The organism is Chitinophaga eiseniae (genome assembly GCF_012641265.1).
In the GTDB taxonomy this organism is placed as follows: Bacteria; Bacteroidota; Bacteroidia; order Chitinophagales; family Chitinophagaceae; genus Chitinophaga; species Chitinophaga eiseniae_A.
The window spans coordinates 709,506-727,020 of sequence record NZ_JABAHZ010000004.1; the positions used below are offsets into that span (position 1 = coordinate 709,506).

The window sequence follows — 17,515 nt, forward strand, 5'->3', positions numbered from 1 at the left end:
CTATGACAACAGCAGCAATATTACAACACCTGCCTTATGCAGCGCCTTTCCTGTTTGTAGATGAGTTGATAGATATCGACGAAGAAACGGTGACAGGCAGATACACTTTTCAGCCGGATATGCCCTGTTACCAGGGGCATTTTAAAGGGCACCCGGTTACGCCGGGCGTTTTGCTGACGGAAGTGATGGCACAAATTGGTGTAGTGTGTTTGGGTATTTATTTATTGAGAGATAGTATTGGGCAACAGTTTCCTACGGTGGCCATGACTTCCACCCAGGTAGATTTTTACCTGCCGGTGCTTCCCGGTGAAACCGTGGAGGTGAAGGCAGAAAAGATATATTTCAGATTCAATAAACTGAAATGCCGGGTATCGCTATATAACGCAGCCGGGAAACTGGTTTGCGATGGCGTTATTGCCGGTATGATCATACATCCGCAACATGCATAACAGGGTTGTTATAACAGGACTGGGTGTAGTAGCGCCCAATGGTATAGGGGTAGCGGCTTTCCGGGAAGCCATTAAAAATGGTATATCCGGTATCCGTTATGAGGAGCAGCTGGCTGCGCTGCAGTTTTCCTGCCAGATTGGAGGCCGCCCTCCGCTGGAGGAAGCGATGCTGCGTCCTTATTTTGATGAGCTGGAGCTGAAACAATTAAAAGCATCGGGCATTATTTATGGGGTGATGGCGGGCATGGAAGCCTGGGCAGATGCCGGTTTACCGCTGCTACAGGAAGCATCGCCGGATTGGGACAGTGGGACGGTGTTTGGCACCGGCACTTCAGGCGTCGACAAATTCCGGGAGGCCGTTTACAAGCTGGACGAGCTACAGGTACGTCGCCTGGGCAGTACCGCTGTTACCCAAACGATGGCCAGCGGGATCAGCGCTTTTTTAGGCGGTAAGCTGGGGCTGGGCAACCAGGTAACGACTAACTCCTCCGCCTGTACGACCGGTGCGGAAAGCCTGCTGATGGCTTATGAGCGGGTAAAGTACGGTCATGCCAAACGTATGCTGGCAGGGAGTACCAGCGACAGCGGCCCCTATATATGGGGTGGCTTTGATGCTATGAAGGTGAGTACTTTCCGGCATAACGACCGGCCGGAAGCCGGTTCGCGACCTATGAGCGCCAGCGCCAGTGGTATTGTGCCGGGCAGCGGCGCCGGCGCTTTGTTGCTGGAATCGCTGGAGAGCGCACTGGAGCGGAAAGCTATCATCTATGCAGAAGTGTTGGGCGGTAATATTAATTCCGGCGGGCAACGAAATGGCGGTAGCATGACAGCACCCAACAGCGAAGCCGTGCAGCGTTGCATTACCGACGCATTGATACAGGCGGGTGTGAAGGCGGAAGCTATTGACCTGATCAATGGACATCTTACCGCTACCGGTAAAGATGCGGAAGAAGTAAAAAACTGGAGTGCCGCGCTGGGCCGGTCAGGGGCCGATTTCCCTTATCTCAATGCGCTGAAATCACAAATAGGACATTGTCTTGGGGCCTCAGGCAGCATAGAGCTGGTGGCCGCCGTCTTGCAACTGAAAGAAGGATTTATATTCCCCAATATTAACTGCGAAGACCTGCATCCCGACATACTGGAATATGTAGCCCCGGAAAGAATTCCCCGGCAGCTATTGTATAAAGACCTACATTTAGTGGCAAAAGCGAGCTTTGGTTTTGGCGATGTGAATGCCTGTGTGATATTGAAAAAATACCCGCAACCTTAAACGAACAGACATGGATCAAGCAACATTTATTGCAGAATTAAGAGAGATAGTAAAGCCTTACGCGAAGAACCAGGAAGCATTGGCACAGATTAGCCTGTCGACCGACTTTATCAACGACCTGAAAATTAATTCTGCCAACCTGGTAGATGTGGTGCTGGATGTGGAAGAAAAATATGATATCGTTATCCAGAATGAAGAGATGGAACGTATGCTGAATGTACAGGCCGCGATGGATATTGTCAACGCCAAGTTGCAGGAAAAATGATCGGCAACGATATCATCGATCTTCACCTGGCGGAGAAAGAAAGTAATATCTGCCGCCGGGGCTTCCTCGACAAATTGTTTTTGCCGGCGGAGCAGGATATCATAGCTGCCGCCGCTCAACCAGCTGCTATGGTATGGTTACTATGGAGTTGTAAGGAAGCCGTATATAAAATTATTCACCGTCACTCACGGGAACGCCTATACGCCCCGCACCATTATGTTTGTGCATTACAGCAGGTTACCCCCACTATAGTGACAGGCACCGTAATGCATCATCAACAACGCTGGTATTTCAAAAGTACGGGGATGGGCGCCTGCATTCATACCCAGGCGGCTGCCAGCCTGTTGTTGCTGGAACAGGTACAAGTGTTTACAGGTTATTATCTTACTACTAACTATACCGACCTGTTGCCCGGGCGTGTTTTTTATAAAGACGCCGCCGGAATACCGTTTACCCGCAACCGTTATACCGGCGAGTGCCGTCCCGTTTCAGTAAGCCACCACGGGAAATACCTTGGCATTGCCAGCATTTAAGCCTTCTTATCAACCTCTTCCATTTGCTGTTTTCAAATTTTTTATTTTTATTTGTATGTATGTATATACATAGTTAGCAAAAATAGTGTTACTTTACATCAAAATACTGCCGGAAATGTAGGGTTGAATACCCGATATTTACTGAAAGTAAACACACCATTAGCTATAGTTTGACAATCAGACCGGAGTTTCCATGTTATTAATGTATCGCGATCATCGAGGGGAGACGCGAACAGTGAATATTTAATATTGTAAGGATATGTTCCAGCGTTATGTAGGATCCATGATCTGTTTCCTGGCGGTTTTATCGGCGTGCCACAACGGTGGTGCACCCGGCCAACAGGAAGAGAAGTTACCTGAAATAGTGGATTACAACTTTCATATAAGGCCTATCTTATCGGATAAGTGCTATGCCTGTCACGGTCCCGACGCTAACAAGCGGGAAGCGGGATTGCGCCTCGACATTGCCGACAGTGCTTATAAAGCGCTCCGGGAAACGCCGGGCGCCCATGCACTGGTACCAGGCAATCCCATGGCATCGGCAGTATATCAGCGTATCAGCAGTAAGGACACTGCGATGCGTATGCCGCCACCGTCATCTAACATGTCGCTTTCCGCATATGAAATCAAGCTGATTGAAAAATGGATTAAACAAGGCGCCAAATACAAACCGCACTGGGCTTTCGTAGCACCAGTTGCACCTGCATTGCCTGCAGTGAACAATGAAAAATGGTCGCGTAATGAAATAGACCGTTTTGTGCTGGCAAAGATGGAAGAGAAAGGGCTGGAACCCAATCCCGCGGCGGATCATGAACGCCTGCTGAAACGCCTTAGCCTCGATCTTACCGGCCTGCCTCCATCCCTGGACAGAATGGAGCGCTTTGCCAAAGATACCAGCGATAAGGGCTATGAGCGCATGGTAGATGAGCTGCTGCAAGACAGCGCCTATGGCGAAAAAATGGCGGTACACTGGATGGATGTGGCCCGCTATGCCGACTCCCATGGTTACCAGGACGATAACTACCGCAGCATGTGGCCCTGGCGCGATTGGGTCATTCATGCGTTTAATGAAAACCTGCCGTATAAAGACTTTGTTACCTGGCAGCTCGCCGGCGATATGATGCCTAACGCTACCCGGGAACAACTACTGGCAACTGGTTTTAACCGCAATCACAAAATTACGGAAGAAGGCGGGGTCATCGATGAAGAGTACCGCATAGAATATGTAACTGACCGTACCAATACCTTCGGAAAAAGTTTGCTGGGTATTACTATAGAATGCGCCCATTGCCATGACCATAAGTATGATCCTTTTTCACAGAAGGAATACTACGAGCTGTTTGCCTTCTTTAACAACGTAAAGGAAGTGGGCCTGCAATCTACTGTGGGCGGTCCTAATACCTATGCTAAAAACCCTTATATGGAGATCACGAAAGAAGATCTCCAGGGCGTGTTGCACTTCATTAACAAACAAGACACCAACCGGCTGATCGTATCTGTAATGGGAGACCGGGATACTACGCGGAAAACGTATATCCTTGGACGTGGTAACTACGACAACCCAACGTTGGAAGTAACTCCGGAGACACCACATGCCGTATTGCCTTTCGATGTAAAGCAGTATCCGGCTAACCGGCTGGGACTGGCCGCCTGGTTGTTCGATAAACGTAACCCACTCACCGCCAGGGTTTTCGTGAACCAGCAATGGCAGGAGATCTTTGGTCGTGGTATTGTAAAGAGTACCGGCGATTTTGGCATGCAGGGCGACCTGCCCGTAAATCCGGCGTTGCTCGACTGGTTGGCCACCGACTTTATGCAGCATGGCTGGGATATCAAGCGATTGATGAAACAAATGGTGATGTCGGCCACCTACCGGCAATCGGCCACTACTTCTAAAGAAAAGCTCAAAGCAGATCCCGAAAATATGTACCTCTCCCGTGGCCCACGTTTTCGCCTGCCGGCAGAAGGCGTACGTGACCTGGTATTACAGAGCAGTGGGTTACTGGTACACACTATCGGCGGTCCGAGTGTGAAGCCCTACCAGCCAAAAGGGTTATGGGAAATGGCTACCTCAGGCAGGGGTATATTAACCACCTACAAACAGGATCATGGCGACGATCTTTACCGTAGGGGCCTGTATACGTTTATTAAGCGCACTGTGCCACCACCTTCCATGATGATTTTCGATGCCAGCAATCGTGATCAGTGCGAGGTAAAACGCTCCACTACCAATACACCGCTACAGGCATTGATTATGCTGAATGATCCTACGGTGTTGGAAGCCTCCAGGGTATTGGCTTCCCGGCTGCTGGAAAAGGATACTAACCCGGCAAAGAATATTACACAGGCATTTAAAATGATTGTGTGTCGTACGCCGCAACCACAGGAAGTGGCGCTGTTGCAAAAGTACTATGACCAGCAACAACAGCAGTATAAACAACAGCCGGCAGCGGCAGTGAAGTTGTTACACCACGGGGAGTATCCCATGGCCGCGCACCTCGACAATGCCTCCTGGGCCGCCATGATGCAGGTTATTACCACGATTTATAACCTGGAAGAAACATTGTCAAAAACATAATTCACCGGGATATCCCCTTTCAATACCAGGCAAATGAAAAATGAATTCATAGAACATCACCTGAATATGAACCGCCGCAAGTTCCTGTCACGCCTCAGTTTAGGCGTAGGCAGCATTGCGTTGGGTTCTTTACTGATCCCGGATATCTTTGGTAAGGGCGGTGCAGAAGAGGCGCCGTTTATTCCCGGTATTCCACATTTTGCGCCGAAGGCAAAACGGATTATTTACCTCTTCCAGAATGGCGCGCCGTCGCAGCTGGAGAGTTTCGACTATAAGCCTAAGTTGCGGGAGATGATGGGGCAGGAGCTGCCGCCGTCGATCCGCATGGGGCAACGGTTAACCGGGATGACTTCCGGTCAGGCTTCTTTCCCGCTGGTAGGTTCGCACTACGATTTTAAACAGTACGGCGCTTCCCGTGCGTGGATCAGCGACTTATTTCCGCATACTGCCAAAGTGGTAGATGATATCTGTATAGTAAAGTCGATGTTTACAGAAGCGATCAACCATGACCCGGCGCTTACCTTTTTTCAGACCGGTGCACAGCAGGGAAACCGCGCCAGTTTTGGCTCCTGGATGAGCTACGGATTAGGTAGTGAAAATAAAAACCTGCCGGCATTTTGTGTGCTGCTATCCCGTGGAAAAGGAAATGGACAGGGGGTATATTCCAAATTATGGTCTAACGGATTTTTAGATAGTATACACCAGGGCGTACAATTCAGCAGCGGGGAAAGCCCGGTGTTGTATCTGAATAACCCCGATGGTATTGACATGGCCAACCGCCGGCAGATGCTGGACCAGCTGGCAGCATTAAATGACCAATCTTACAAGGAGTTTGGCGACCCGGAAATCAACACCAAAATACAGCAATACGAAATGGCGTATCGCATGCAAACCGCGGTACCTGAGTTGACCGATTTGTCGAAGGAGCCGGATGATATTATTAAGTTATATGGCCCGGATTGCCTGATACCAGGCACTTTCGCGGCCAATTGCCTGTTGTCGAGGAAGCTGTCCGAAAGCGGGGTACGCTTTATACAGCTGTATCATCAGGGTTGGGACCAGCATGGTAACCTGCCCAATGAAATGGCCGGACAGGCAAAAGATGTAGACCAGGCTTCAGCTGCACTGATCACCGATCTGAAACAACGGGGGCTGCTGGATGAAACGCTGGTGATCTGGGGGGGCGAGTTTGGCCGTACCAACTATTGCCAGGGTAAGATGTCGGCCGACAATTACGGCCGCGATCACCATCCCCGCTGCTTTTCCATCTGGATGGCCGGGGGAGGCGTAAAGCCAGGTATTGTTTACGGAGAGACAGATGAATTTGGATACAACATCATCAAAGATCCTGTACACGTGCATGATTTTCATGCTACGGTGCTGCACCTCATGGGGCTTGATCACGAAAAACTAACTTTTAAACACCAGGGTCGCCGCTACCGGCTTACAGATGTTGCCGGTAAAGTACTGCCGGGATTAATGGCCTGATAAATCACTACTATGGAAAGAAGAAAATTCATACAATCGTCGGCGTTAGTAGCTGCTTCCTTTTATATTTCCCGGGATCTTTTTGCCAAACCCAAAGGGCCTGTATACGGCCATAACGGGATGCGGTATGCCCTCGATACCAAATGGGGAACACTGGACAGCAGCCGGTACCCGGTAAAGGATTGCCATGAAATGGTACAGGACAAGAACGGCCGTATTATCCTGCTCACCAATGAAACCAAGAACAATATTCTCGTCTACAATAAATCCGGCAAACTGCTGGAAAACTGGGGACATGAATTCCCCGGGGCACATGGCCTTACGCTGACGAATGAAAATGGTACCGAGTTTTTATTCATCACCGATACAGAAAAACACCAGGTATATAAAACCACGATGGACGGCAAGATCCTGCTGACCATCGATTACCCGGCAGAAACCGGCGTGTACAAGAAGAAAGAAGAGTTTGTACCTACTGAAACCACCGTGGCAGCCAATGGCGACTTTTACATTGCAGACGGTTACGGTGCGCAGTATGTAATGCGTTATGACCGCAATGGTAAGCTGCTGGGGTATTTCGGAGGCCGTGGCGAAGGTCATGAACACCTGGACAATGCCCACGGTATTTGCGTAGATACCCGCCGGGGCGAACCTACGTTGATCGTAACCGACCGGACCCGCAACAGCTTTAAGCGTTTCAGCATGGATGGAAAACTGCAGGAAGTCATCACCTTGCCAGGGGCCTGCGTTTGCCGCCCGGTGATCAAGGGCGATCACCTGTATGCAGCAGTGCTTCGCTCGCCCAATATGGATGCAAATGGCAGCGGCTTTGTAACCATCCTGGATAAAGACAATAAGGTAGTATCCAATATAGGCGGTACTGCGCCAGTGTACACCAATGGCCAGTTACAGCCTATGCAGCAGGCAGAAAAAATATTCGTTCATCCCCACGACGTATGTGTGGACAATGACGAAAACTTATATGTAGCGCAGTGGAATGCCGGGAAAGTGTATCCCTATAAACTCAGGAGGGTGTAATGATATTGAAACAGCGCTTTCGTTGGCAGCAAGTGGGCAGTAGCCTGTTATTTGCTGCAAATATTTTTATCCTGTTTTTGCTGGTTTTCAGCAGCCGGCTGGTATTACCGCCCTGGTTGCAGGTATTGGGACGTATGCACCCCTTGTTGTTGCATTTTCCCATTGTGCTGATCATCATCGCAGGTATTTTAACGTTTATCCGTTTACGGGAGCCGGCCGCCGAAAGCTGGAAACAGCAGCTCTCCGCGGCCCTGCTGCTGGCAGGCGCACTCAGTGCCGCCATTACCGTTATTATGGGCTTGTTCCTTTCTACGGAAGATGGTTACCATGGCAGCGGGGAACTGCAATGGCATAAGTGGAGTGGTGTTACCATGCTGTGGCTGGCCTCGGCGCTATACTGGCTGGGACAATCGGCCGTACCCCGGCTGCGATGGCAGCAGGCAGGCGCCGTGATAACAACCCTGCTACTGGTGATTACCGGGCACCTGGGAGCAAACATTACCCATGGCAACAACTTTGTGCTGGGACCCGTAATGCCGGCAGGAAAGCCACAGGTACCCTTTGACCAGGCATTGGTATATGAGCACCTGGTGAAACCTGTATTGGAAGAGAAGTGTATGAGTTGCCACAACGCCGGCAAGGCCAAAGGAGAGCTGGCCATGGAACTACCACAGCAATTGCTGAAGGGAGGGAAAAGTGGCAAGTTGTTTATAGCGGGCAAACCGGAACTGAGCTTACTCATGGATAGACTGCACCTGCCGCTGGATGCTAAAAAGCATATGCCCCCGGCGGGAAAGCCTCAACTAACGCCCGAAGAAACGGAACTATTGTATTATTGGATAAAGAGCGGCGCCGACTTCAAAACGAAAGTGGCCAGCTTGCCTCCGCAGGATAGTTTACGCCTGGTGGCCGCTACCTTGCTGAAACCGGCTGCAGCCGCCCCGGAAGTATACGATTTTTCTTTCGCCGATGAAAAGCTGGTACAAAAGCTGAACAATAACTACCGCGTTATTTACCCGATAGCCCTGCACGCAGCACCACTGGTGGTAAACTGCTATAACAAAGACCAGTTTAACAGCAAAGTAATAGAAGAGCTGTTGCCGTTAAAGAAGCAGATCATTGAAATGCACCTGCAGAAAATGCCGGTGCACGATGAGGATTTAAAAACCATTGCGCGGTTTGAGCAACTGCGGGTACTGAATCTCAGCTTCACTAACGTAAAGGGACAAACGTTATCTGCCCTGGCGAGCCTGCCGCACCTGGAAAGCTTATCGCTGTCGGGTACGCCGGTTACGCTGGCACAACTGCAGGCGCTGAAGTCGGCCACCAAGCTGAAAGAGCTGTACCTGTGGAATACGGCCCTATCGCCGGCAGACCTGGACCGTTTGCAGGCTTCCTTTAAGCAGGTAGCGGTGATCAAAGGGTTTGTGAACGATGGCAGCGAGTTGCTGAAATTGAATCAGCCGCAGGTAGCCAACAATGTCATGGTATTTGACCAACACATGCAGTTACTGCTAAAACATCCTATCAGGGGAGTGGAAATACGTTATACGACCGATGGTTCCATGCCCGATAGTGCCAATTCACCGGTATTTAAAGACAGCCTGTTGCTGGAAGGCAATACGACGATCCGGGCTATCGCCTGCAAGAAAGGTTGGCTGGCCAGCGACCCGCTACAGGTATCGTTTTATAAATCTACGTATAGGCCCGACAGTGTGATCCTGTTAACACAGCCCAATGGCACGTATACCGGCAGTGGGGCCAAAACCCTGTCGGACGGCCTCAAAGGAGGACAGGACCAGGGTAATGGGAAATGGCTGGGCTATACCGGCAATAACCTCGAAGCGATGTTGCTGTTTAAGCAACCCGTGTCGGTGCAGTCGGTGTCGGTGGGCATCCTGAGAAGCATCAACGCCTATATCTTCCCGCCGACTAAGGTGGAAGTGTGGGGAGGTATGGATGCGCGACATATGAAGTTGCTGAAGCGCATTATTCCGGCTGCGGGCCAGAAAGACGACCCGCTCACGGCCATGAATATTGATTGTACCTTTCCGCAGACCACTGTTAGCTGTGTGAAGCTGGTACTAACGCCTATCGATAAGCTGCCGCTGTGGCATCCGGGGAAAGGAGGCCATGGTTGGGTATTTGCCGATGAGGTCCTGTTTAATTAAAAGCTACGTAAAAAATAAAAGGAATGTATTAATTTAATACCCATCATTCCACGTATTTTATGCAACAGCTTTCCCGGTGTTTTTTGCTTTTATCAGTGCTGTTAAACAGCGTTATCACATCCGCACAACAACCACATCCTATAAAAGTAGCCTGTTTAGGTGCCAGCATTTGTGCTGGCGCCGGACTGGCGCATCCGGAAAATGAATCGTACCCGGCACAGCTGGGGCATAAGCTGGGAGCCCGTTACCAGGTAATTAACTACGGCGTAAGCAGCACTACTTTATTAAAAAAGGGGGATCATCCCTATTTGGATACAGATCAATACAAAGCCGCCCTGGCGGCAGCGCCGGATATTGTACTAATCGACCTGGGAGGTAACGACAGCAAACTGGTAAACAGGATACACCTGGATGAATATGTAGCTGATTATCGGGCATTGATACGTGCGTTCAGGGCCTTGCCTTCGCATCCGCGTATTTTGTTGTTACAACCTATCGTGTCGTTTGTTACTGATACCAGTCAAATCTGGGACCCGGTGATTACTCTGGGCATTCTACCCAAAGTACAGCAGGTGGCTTATGAAGAACAGGTGGAGCTGGTGAATATGAATGCCCTGCTGAAAGGCAAGCCTGCCTTATTGCCGGATGGTATCCATCCTAACCTGGAAGGTACTACGCTGATGACCAAAACACTGTACGAAGTATTGCATACCGGGAGAGACGACGCCTACGATCTTATTGGCCGGTTGAAGCACGATAAAAGCATCTCCTCTTTTTATGGTTATCGTTGTGCCGATTTCCAGTTTGCCGGGCATGCCTGTAAAGTAGTAGCGCCGAAGAAAGCGGCGGTAGGCCATCCCTGGGTCTGGAGGGCCCGTTTCTGGGGGCATGAGCCGCAAGCTGATATTGCTTTGCTGGAACGAGGCTTTCATGTGGTGTTTTGTGATGTAGCCGAATTATTTGGTAATGCGGAAGCTATACAGGTATGGAACCGCTATTATGCTCATCTGCATGAAGCCGGATTATCAACTAAAGCGGTGATGGAGGGAATGAGCAGGGGAGCGGTGTATGTATATAACTGGGCAGCGGTAAATCCCGGGAAAGTGGTCGCTGTATATGTAGATAACCCCGTGCTGGACCTATGCAGCTGGCCTGGTAGCGCAATAAGGCGGGGAAGTGGCAGTAATGAGTGGAACCAGTTTAAGCAGGACTATGGACTGACGTCCGACAGTGCTGCGCTGCTTTTTAAAGGTAGCCCGCTATACAAGACTAAAGAAATAGTAAAAGGAAAGTACCCATTATTACATGTACTGGCAGATGCCGATACTGACGTTCCACCGGCTGAGAATACGCTTCCTTTTGAAGAAAAGATAAAAGCATTAAAAGGAGATATAACGGTGATGCATAAACCGGGTTTTGCCCATCATCCGCATAGTTTCCCGGATCCCACGCCTATCGTGGATTTTATCTTGCATGCTGTATATCACTGAGGCTTATTGCAGCAGCCATTCCAGTTTATACATGCGGTGAAAGGAATCGTAATGCAGTAATTCCGCGTCCCGCTTAAACAGTGCATCCACCTGGTCAGGCAGACTGGCATGTGTGTCGGCGAACGCCTGCTTTATATTCCAGGTCGTGAGTGCCTGCATGGCGCCATTAGAGGCGGAAAAATAGTATTTAAACTGGTCGGCAGGTCCCTCTTTGGGAGAAGTGGGTTTTTTCCGTTTGTAGAGCAGCAGCTTAGGATTGTTGTTTAAAATCTGGTAACTGTGATTCCCTTCAATGCGGTAAATTTCCCCAGAGGTGAGCTGATAGGCAAAGATATCTTTTTTATAGATGTGGGTGGCGGTACCGGCAGCGCTAACAGTTACATAACTTTTAGGCGCCAGGGTATATAGCTTTATTTTGGTAGTCTGACCATTATCTGCGGTATAGCTGAGCTGTTTGTTCAGGTAGTCATTCATGTTACGATAGATGCCTGTGATCTTCTTTTGTGCACTTAGCGCTGTGCTGATACACATAAAAAGGACCAGGCAGATCGTCTTCTCCCGATGTTTTATAATGCTGCTACAATACTCCATATGACGTTTTATTTGTTTCGGTGTACGGCAATTTTACAAAAACTGTGCTTCATTTTGTTATATAATAGCAAAAAAGTGCCATAAAAAGCTAAGAATGATGTGGTATAGCGGGGGTGGAATATGCAAATTTACATGCTTGTCAGAAAGCGTATTCTTTTATTCAAGTAAAAAATCGAAATGAAACCAAGATGTTTCTTTAAAAGTCTGTTTGTATTCCTGGTAGTTTTGACAGGAGTGGCTGTGCTGCCGGCTGGGGCACAGGTAAATTTCAAAACCCGGCAATGGAGCCTTCAGCTGGATAATTCCGGAAAGCTCACCAGTATGAAAAGCCTTGCCTTGCAGAAAGAATTCCTGTATGCAGACAAAGCAACGGCGTTAATGAGTATCAAAAAGGATGGGACTATCCTTCCTTCTCAGAGCTGTACCTGGAATCCGAAAAAATCGGAGCTGGTGTTATCTTACCCGCAAGCAGGGGTTACAGCAACCGTAAAAGTGCAGCGCAACGACAGCTATATCAGTTTTGAATTGATCAACCTGGCGCCAGCCGAACACGTTGACCTGGTGTTATGGGGCCCGTACCCCACCACCGTAGCAGATACCGTAGGTGAAGTGGTGGGAGTGGTACGTAATAAGGAATTTGCGATCGGTATCCAGGCATTGAATATAAAAACGCTGGGAGGCTATCCCAACGCGGAAAACGATGTGGAACCATCGTACGATATATTTGAAAGCGGCCATAGAGTGGATGTAACGGCAGATGACATGAACAAGCAATTGTTCAGGGGCGATGTAGCACGGCCAACAGAATATGGGGCTTCGTTGCAGGCCTATTGCCGCAATCGCGATAAAGACCGGGTGATTGAGAACTGGGGGCATGCCGCTTACCTGGCGCCAGCCTTTAAAGATGGAGGCGTTATTGGCAGCAAGATTGCACTGTTTGGCGTGGCCAATGCGGATGTGTTACCCACCATTTCCCAGATTGAACTAAAGGAAGGGTTACCACATCCTTTACTGGATGGCGAATGGGGTAAACAGGCCAGCCATGCGTCGGAATCGTACCTCATCATGGATTTTGGCGTGGATAACCTGCAAGCTGCGATAGCGGCTACCAAACAGGCTGGTCTCCGTTATCTTTATCATGGCGACCCCTTTGATACGTGGGGGCATTTCAAGCTGCACGCGAAGGAATTCCCGCAGAACTGGGCAAGTATGAAACAGTGCGTTGAAACAGCGAAAGCTGCGGGTGTGCGGTTGGGTGTACACACCTTATCCAACTTTATCACTACCAACGACCCCTATGTAACGCCGGTGCCTGATGCGCGGTTAGCGAAAGTGGGTTATTCAAAACTTAGCCAGGCGATCGATGCCAATGCCAAAGAAATAGGCATTGAAGACCCGGTTTTCTTTAATCAGTTTCAGAATAATACACTGAAGTCGGTAGTTATCGGTAATGAAATTATCCGTTACGGAAGCGTATCTGCCGCTGCTCCGTGGAAGTTGCTGGACTGCCAGCGCGGGGCTTTTGGTACTACTGCAGCAGCGCATACGCAAAATGATACGATAGGTAAGCTGATGGATCATGGTTACAAAGTATTTCTTACCAATTACGCGCTACAGGAAGAAATGGCCACCACCATTGCCAACCTTTTCAATGAAACAGGCCTGATGCAGATTTCTTTCGATGGCGTTGAAGGAGTTTGGTCTTCTGGTATGGGACAATATGCCAAACAGTTATTTACTAAAACATGGTACGATCATCTAAAGCCTGAATTAAAAGGGAAAGTGATCAATGATGCCAGCTTGCCAGGTCACTACTTCTGGCATATTTACACCAGAATGAATTGGGGAGAGCCCTGGTACGCAGGCTTCCGGGAAAGTCAGTTGCAATTGCGTCTCAAGAACCAGCAGTTCTTCCGCCGTAACCTGATGCCTTCCATGTTGGGTTGGTTCAGCCTTCGTCCGGAAACCACACCGGAAGATATAGAGTGGATGCTGGCCATGGCAGCTGGGTACAATGCCGGCTTCGGGCTGTCGACCAGCCTGGAAACGTTGCAGAAACACGGCAAAAAAGACGAGGTGCTTGGATTGATCAAAACCTGGGAACAGGCGCGTATGCAACATATTTTCAGCGAAGCTCAGCAAGCGCAGATGCGGAGCCTGAAACATGAATTCCACCTGGAGCTGACAGGCACTAATGAATACCGGTTAACGCCAGTTTACAATGCTTACTTTAAGCATAGTCAACAGATGAAACAACCCGGAGAGCCTGTCTTTTCCACGTTTCAGTTCAATAACCCGGCAGCCAGCCAACCTGTTTCTTTTATTATTTCCCTCGCTGGCGGCAAGGATTTTGACCCGGATGTTACCTTCGATCAGATATCCATCGCTATCAATCACCAGGATGCGTTGGTGTTGCCGGTAAGCCTGAAGCGGAACCAATTCCTGAAATGTGATGGTAAAGTAGTGAAGTTGTATAACAAGCAATGGCAGGTGATACAAACGATGGAACTGAGTAAACCCTTGCCAGTTCTTTCCAGCAACGCCAATGAAATTGTTTTCGATGGAAAGTATTCCGGGGAAAATGGAGCAGATGTGAAACTGGAAATACGTGCCAGTGGAGCGCCTGAGCTTATTCATGCAGGTCGCTAAGATCGTGGGATAAATGTCTTTTCATTAAAAAGGCTGTCCAAAAAGCTCTTCGCTTTTTGGGCAGCCTTTGGTTTTTATATGAAGCTTTAACTTTATTTACCAATCTCAAACACGCCGCCTTTCATCAGGTCTTCATGCCGTAGTACCAACGCTGAATACGGCTTACCATTTCTTTTAACACCGGGTTGCGTACCGGTTGTCAACGTAGTGACCGTGTTTTGCCCGGTATGAATGACAACGCGGTCAAATGAAGGAATGGTTAGTGCATATTCCGGCGCTACGGGGTTGACCGGATAAAATCCCATGGTTGCAAATACGTACCAGGCGCTGATCTGGCCGGCATCGTCGTTGCCGCAAAGTCCGCCGGGACCCTCATCATATTCATTGGCCAGTATTTCCCTGATGCAGGCCGCTGTTTTCGTACGGTTGTTGACGTAGTTGTATAAGAATGGAATCTGTTGCCCTGGTTCATTACCATGCCAGTATTCTTTTTTGATAAAGAGACTGTCGAGCGCCTGTTCAAACTTAGCCTTGCCGCCGGTGAGGCGGATCAGGCCGGGAATATCCTGCGGAACATAGAAGCCATATTGACGGGGCGTTCCTTCTGTGATAAAGAAAAGTTTCTGATCACGGTTAGGATGTTGATACCAGCTGCCATTGGCGTAGCGGCCATTTACATCGCCCAGCGCGGGGTCGAATACATGCGTATAGTTTTGGGCACGTTGTTCCAGTGCACGATAGTCATCGTTTTTTTGCAGCGCTTTTGCCACGGTCGACAAAGCATAATCATCGTAAGCATATTCGAGGGTGCGTGACACCTGTTCCCTGCTGTGGAAGGCAAAGGGCACGGCATCTTCCAGCGGCACATAGCCATATTGGAGGTAGGACGCCAGGGCTCTGCGGCCTTTACCCTGCTGATAATCGGTGGGTGCAGCGGTATCGAAAGCATTTCGCCGCATGAGGCGATAAGCTGCTGTTACATCGTAGTCGCGAATCCCTTTGTTATAGGCCGATGCAATGAAGGCAATAGCATGGTCGCCGATCATGGCAGCAGTATAGTTGTTCCAGCAGGGGAAGATGGGTAGCCAGCCACCCTGTTGCCCTTTCAGGATCAGTGAGCGCACGAAATCATTGACCAGCTCCGGGTTTAGTATTTCGTACAGTGGTAACTGTGCCCGGTAGATATCCCACATGGAAAAATCGTCATAGTAATTGCCCGTCGCCAACTGTTTTACCTGGTAGGATTGAGAGAAGGCAGGGTAGGTGCCTTTAACGTCGTTAAAAAGACGGGGATGCTGCATGGTGTGATACAGGGCGGTATAAAATATTTTTTTTGTTTTTTCTTGAGACCCATCCACGATGATTTTATTCAAAGCCTGGTTCCAGGTATCGTTGCCTGCTTTGGTTACCGCATTAAAATCCCAGTGATTGATTTCGGCGCGGAGGTTTTCACGGGCAGCGGCAATGCTGGTAAAAGAGGTGCCAATACGTACTTTAAGGATGCTGCCTTTATGCACTTTGAACTTAACGATGCTGCCAATGCCTGGTTGCGATTCGATACTGCGGGCCTCCAGCAGCATGGTATCATTGAATACCCTGGGTGTTTCAAAACGTTCTTCAAATTGTACCACAAAATAGCCACTGAAACCGGCGGGTTGCCCCTGGCCCTGGTAAATACGATAAGCTGGATTGTAGCCGCTGATTTCGTGTTGCTGTGGATCGATGTATATGGCGCCTTTGCCACGGTCGCTGTTGGGGCGTATAATAAAGTAGCAGTCGTCGTCCTGATCGAAGCTGAATTGCATCATGCTGCAACGGGCGGTAGCCGACACTTCTGCCTTCAGGTGATATTGAGGCAGGGTAATACCATAATAAGCGGGCGTGGCGATTTCACTGTCGTGCGAAAACGTAGTGGCGTAATCGTTAGGCCGCGTTTTCGGTGCGCCGCAAATGGGCATGATGGTAAAGCTGCCGTAGTCCTGGGTGCAGGAGCCGCTGAGCCAGTGTGTGCCCCGGAAGCCGCTGAAAAGGTTGTCTTTGTAATAATAAGGAGCCACGCATTTTTGCTCGGTGAGCCGCGTTTGTGGCGTCCATTGTGTCATCCCAAACGGGGTACCTACTGCCGGGATGGTATTGGCCAGTTGTTCTGTGCCTGCGCCATGTTTGATGGCAGTCAGCGTAGTACTGTTGGCGGTACCTGTCAATGGATTTACATAGGGCACCAGGTCGCGTTGTTGTGCGATGGCGGATAAGGTGGTCAGCGAGGAAAAGAAGAGTGTATAAAAGAACGGACGCATTATAGATTCATTTAACTTTGGCTATCCCAATAAAAGTAATAAACTATTATGACCAACAAAATAAAAGTGCTGGCTATTTGCGGCAGTACCCGGCAATCTTCTTCCAATCATAATATTATCAAGGCTTTTACGGCTTTAAGCAATGATATTTTTGACGTACGGTTGTACGAGGACCTTACCCATTTGCCGCATTTTAACCCCGATGAAGATATAACGCCCGATAGCGCCCCCGCGCCGGTACAGGATTTTCGCCGGCAGTTGGAGGGAGCCGACGTTGTATTGATCAGCACACCGGAATATGCTATTGGGGTGCCGGGTACCCTCAAAAATGCGATTGACTGGACCGTGTCTTCCCTACATTTTTCGAAGAAGCCAGTGGGGCTGATTACAGCGGGCACCTCTGGCCATAAGGCGCATCAGTCGCTGTTAGGAACTTTGCTGATCATTGAATCGCGGATCAGTGAAGATACGCAGGTGGTGGTGTCTTCGGTGAGGACTAAGGTCAATAACCAGGGTGTAATTACCGATGAGGTAACGCTGACGGCCATACGTAAGTTGATACAATCCCTGGCGGGATTGACAGATGGTAGTATTACTGCCTGTTTGCCGCCGCCGTCGTTGTTTTAAAGATATCCATAATGAGCAACGGTGACATGGCGCCCAGGGCGCCATGTCACCGTTGCTGCTGATACAGTT

At 49.4% G+C, this 17,515-nt stretch carries 13 protein-coding genes; 11 read left to right on the forward strand and 2 right to left on the reverse strand.

Annotated elements, in window-relative coordinates; all coding sequences use genetic code 11:
* Nucleotides 1-2 precede the first annotated feature (2 nt).
* From HGH91_RS19810 to HGH91_RS19850, 9 genes are all read left to right on the forward strand, one after another.
* The gene (locus HGH91_RS19810; RefSeq protein WP_168740518.1) at nucleotides 3-449 is read left to right on the forward strand and encodes a 3-hydroxyacyl-ACP dehydratase FabZ family protein; all 447 of its coding nucleotides are present in this window, start codon (nucleotides 3-5) and stop codon (nucleotides 447-449) included.
* Nucleotides 442-1,719 (forward strand): beta-ketoacyl-[acyl-carrier-protein] synthase family protein, encoded by a 1,278-nt coding sequence (locus tag HGH91_RS19815; protein ID WP_168740519.1) that lies wholly within the window; start codon nucleotides 442-444, stop codon nucleotides 1,717-1,719. The genes HGH91_RS19810 and HGH91_RS19815 overlap by 8 nt, the downstream gene beginning before the upstream one ends.
* 10 nt (nucleotides 1,720-1,729) lie before the next feature.
* Nucleotides 1,730-1,984 (forward strand): acyl carrier protein, encoded by a 255-nt coding sequence (locus tag HGH91_RS19820; RefSeq protein ID WP_168740520.1) that lies wholly within the window; start codon nucleotides 1,730-1,732, stop codon nucleotides 1,982-1,984.
* Complete coding sequence (locus HGH91_RS19825; protein ID WP_168740521.1) at nucleotides 1,981-2,517, forward strand: 4'-phosphopantetheinyl transferase superfamily protein; 537 nt, start codon at nucleotides 1,981-1,983, stop codon at nucleotides 2,515-2,517. The genes HGH91_RS19820 and HGH91_RS19825 overlap by 4 nt, the downstream gene beginning before the upstream one ends.
* Nucleotides 2,518-2,776: 259 nt before the next feature.
* The gene (locus tag HGH91_RS19830; protein ID WP_168740522.1) at nucleotides 2,777-5,095 is read left to right on the forward strand and encodes a PSD1 and planctomycete cytochrome C domain-containing protein; all 2,319 of its coding nucleotides are present in this window, start codon (nucleotides 2,777-2,779) and stop codon (nucleotides 5,093-5,095) included.
* A gap of 33 nt (nucleotides 5,096-5,128) precedes the next feature.
* Nucleotides 5,129-6,583, forward strand: coding sequence for a DUF1501 domain-containing protein (locus tag HGH91_RS19835; protein WP_168740523.1), 1,455 nt, complete (start codon nucleotides 5,129-5,131; stop codon nucleotides 6,581-6,583).
* A 12-nt stretch (nucleotides 6,584-6,595) separates the two neighbouring features.
* A complete protein-coding gene (locus HGH91_RS19840) occupies nucleotides 6,596-7,621 on the forward strand; it encodes a 6-bladed beta-propeller (protein ID WP_168740524.1) in 1,026 nt (341 codons plus the stop codon).
* Nucleotides 7,621-9,792, forward strand: a complete 2,172-nt coding sequence (locus HGH91_RS19845) for an FN3 associated domain-containing protein (RefSeq protein WP_168740525.1) — start codon at nucleotides 7,621-7,623, stop codon at nucleotides 9,790-9,792. Before HGH91_RS19840 ends, HGH91_RS19845 begins: the two co-directional genes overlap by 1 nt.
* Nucleotides 9,793-9,851: 59 nt before the next feature.
* On the forward strand, nucleotides 9,852-11,282 hold the full coding sequence (locus tag HGH91_RS19850; protein WP_168740526.1) for a GDSL-type esterase/lipase family protein: 1,431 nt from the start codon (nucleotides 9,852-9,854) through the stop codon (nucleotides 11,280-11,282).
* Nucleotides 11,283-11,285: 3 nt separating this feature from the next.
* Here the strand turns inward: HGH91_RS19850 and HGH91_RS19855 are convergent, their stop codons facing one another.
* Nucleotides 11,286-11,873 (reverse strand): hypothetical protein, encoded by a 588-nt coding sequence (locus HGH91_RS19855; protein WP_168740527.1) that lies wholly within the window; start codon nucleotides 11,871-11,873, stop codon nucleotides 11,286-11,288.
* A 177-nt stretch (nucleotides 11,874-12,050) separates the two neighbouring features.
* Between HGH91_RS19855 and HGH91_RS19860 the strand changes: the two genes are divergently transcribed.
* Entirely contained in the window at nucleotides 12,051-14,522 is a 2,472-nt protein-coding gene (locus HGH91_RS19860; protein ID WP_168740528.1) for a hypothetical protein, read from the forward strand.
* A 92-nt stretch (nucleotides 14,523-14,614) separates the two neighbouring features.
* On the opposite strand, the gene HGH91_RS19865 is transcribed toward HGH91_RS19860, so the two are convergent.
* Nucleotides 14,615-16,819, reverse strand: a complete 2,205-nt coding sequence (locus tag HGH91_RS19865; RefSeq protein WP_168740529.1) for a GH92 family glycosyl hydrolase — start codon at nucleotides 16,817-16,819, stop codon at nucleotides 14,615-14,617.
* Between the two features lie 48 nt (nucleotides 16,820-16,867).
* Here HGH91_RS19865 and HGH91_RS19870 point away from each other — a divergent pair, with 48 nt between their 5' ends.
* On the forward strand, nucleotides 16,868-17,446 hold the full coding sequence (locus tag HGH91_RS19870) for an NADPH-dependent FMN reductase (protein WP_168740530.1): 579 nt from the start codon (nucleotides 16,868-16,870) through the stop codon (nucleotides 17,444-17,446).
* Nucleotides 17,447-17,515 lie beyond the last annotated feature (69 nt).

Excerpts from the sequence above, each read along its gene's own strand:
- HGH91_RS19810 (WP_168740518.1), top strand. The coding sequence starts at position 3 with ATGACAACAGCAGCAATATTACAACACCTGCCTTATGCAGCGCCTTTC.
- HGH91_RS19815 (WP_168740519.1), top strand. The coding sequence starts at position 442 with ATGCATAACAGGGTTGTTATAACAGGACTGGGTGTAGTAGCGCCCAAT.
- HGH91_RS19820 (WP_168740520.1), top strand. The coding sequence starts at position 1,730 with ATGGATCAAGCAACATTTATTGCAGAATTAAGAGAGATAGTAAAGCCT.
- HGH91_RS19825 (WP_168740521.1), top strand. The coding sequence starts at position 1,981 with ATGATCGGCAACGATATCATCGATCTTCACCTGGCGGAGAAAGAAAGT.
- HGH91_RS19830 (WP_168740522.1), top strand. The coding sequence starts at position 2,777 with ATGTTCCAGCGTTATGTAGGATCCATGATCTGTTTCCTGGCGGTTTTA.
- HGH91_RS19835 (WP_168740523.1), top strand. The coding sequence starts at position 5,129 with ATGAAAAATGAATTCATAGAACATCACCTGAATATGAACCGCCGCAAG.
- HGH91_RS19840 (WP_168740524.1), top strand. The coding sequence starts at position 6,596 with ATGGAAAGAAGAAAATTCATACAATCGTCGGCGTTAGTAGCTGCTTCC.
- HGH91_RS19845 (WP_168740525.1), top strand. The coding sequence starts at position 7,621 with ATGATATTGAAACAGCGCTTTCGTTGGCAGCAAGTGGGCAGTAGCCTG.
- HGH91_RS19850 (WP_168740526.1), top strand. The coding sequence starts at position 9,852 with ATGCAACAGCTTTCCCGGTGTTTTTTGCTTTTATCAGTGCTGTTAAAC.
- HGH91_RS19855 (WP_168740527.1), bottom strand. The coding sequence starts at position 11,873 with ATGGAGTATTGTAGCAGCATTATAAAACATCGGGAGAAGACGATCTGC.
- HGH91_RS19860 (WP_168740528.1), top strand. The coding sequence starts at position 12,051 with ATGAAACCAAGATGTTTCTTTAAAAGTCTGTTTGTATTCCTGGTAGTT.
- HGH91_RS19865 (WP_168740529.1), bottom strand. The coding sequence starts at position 16,819 with ATGCGTCCGTTCTTTTATACACTCTTCTTTTCCTCGCTGACCACCTTA.
- HGH91_RS19870 (WP_168740530.1), top strand. The coding sequence starts at position 16,868 with ATGACCAACAAAATAAAAGTGCTGGCTATTTGCGGCAGTACCCGGCAA.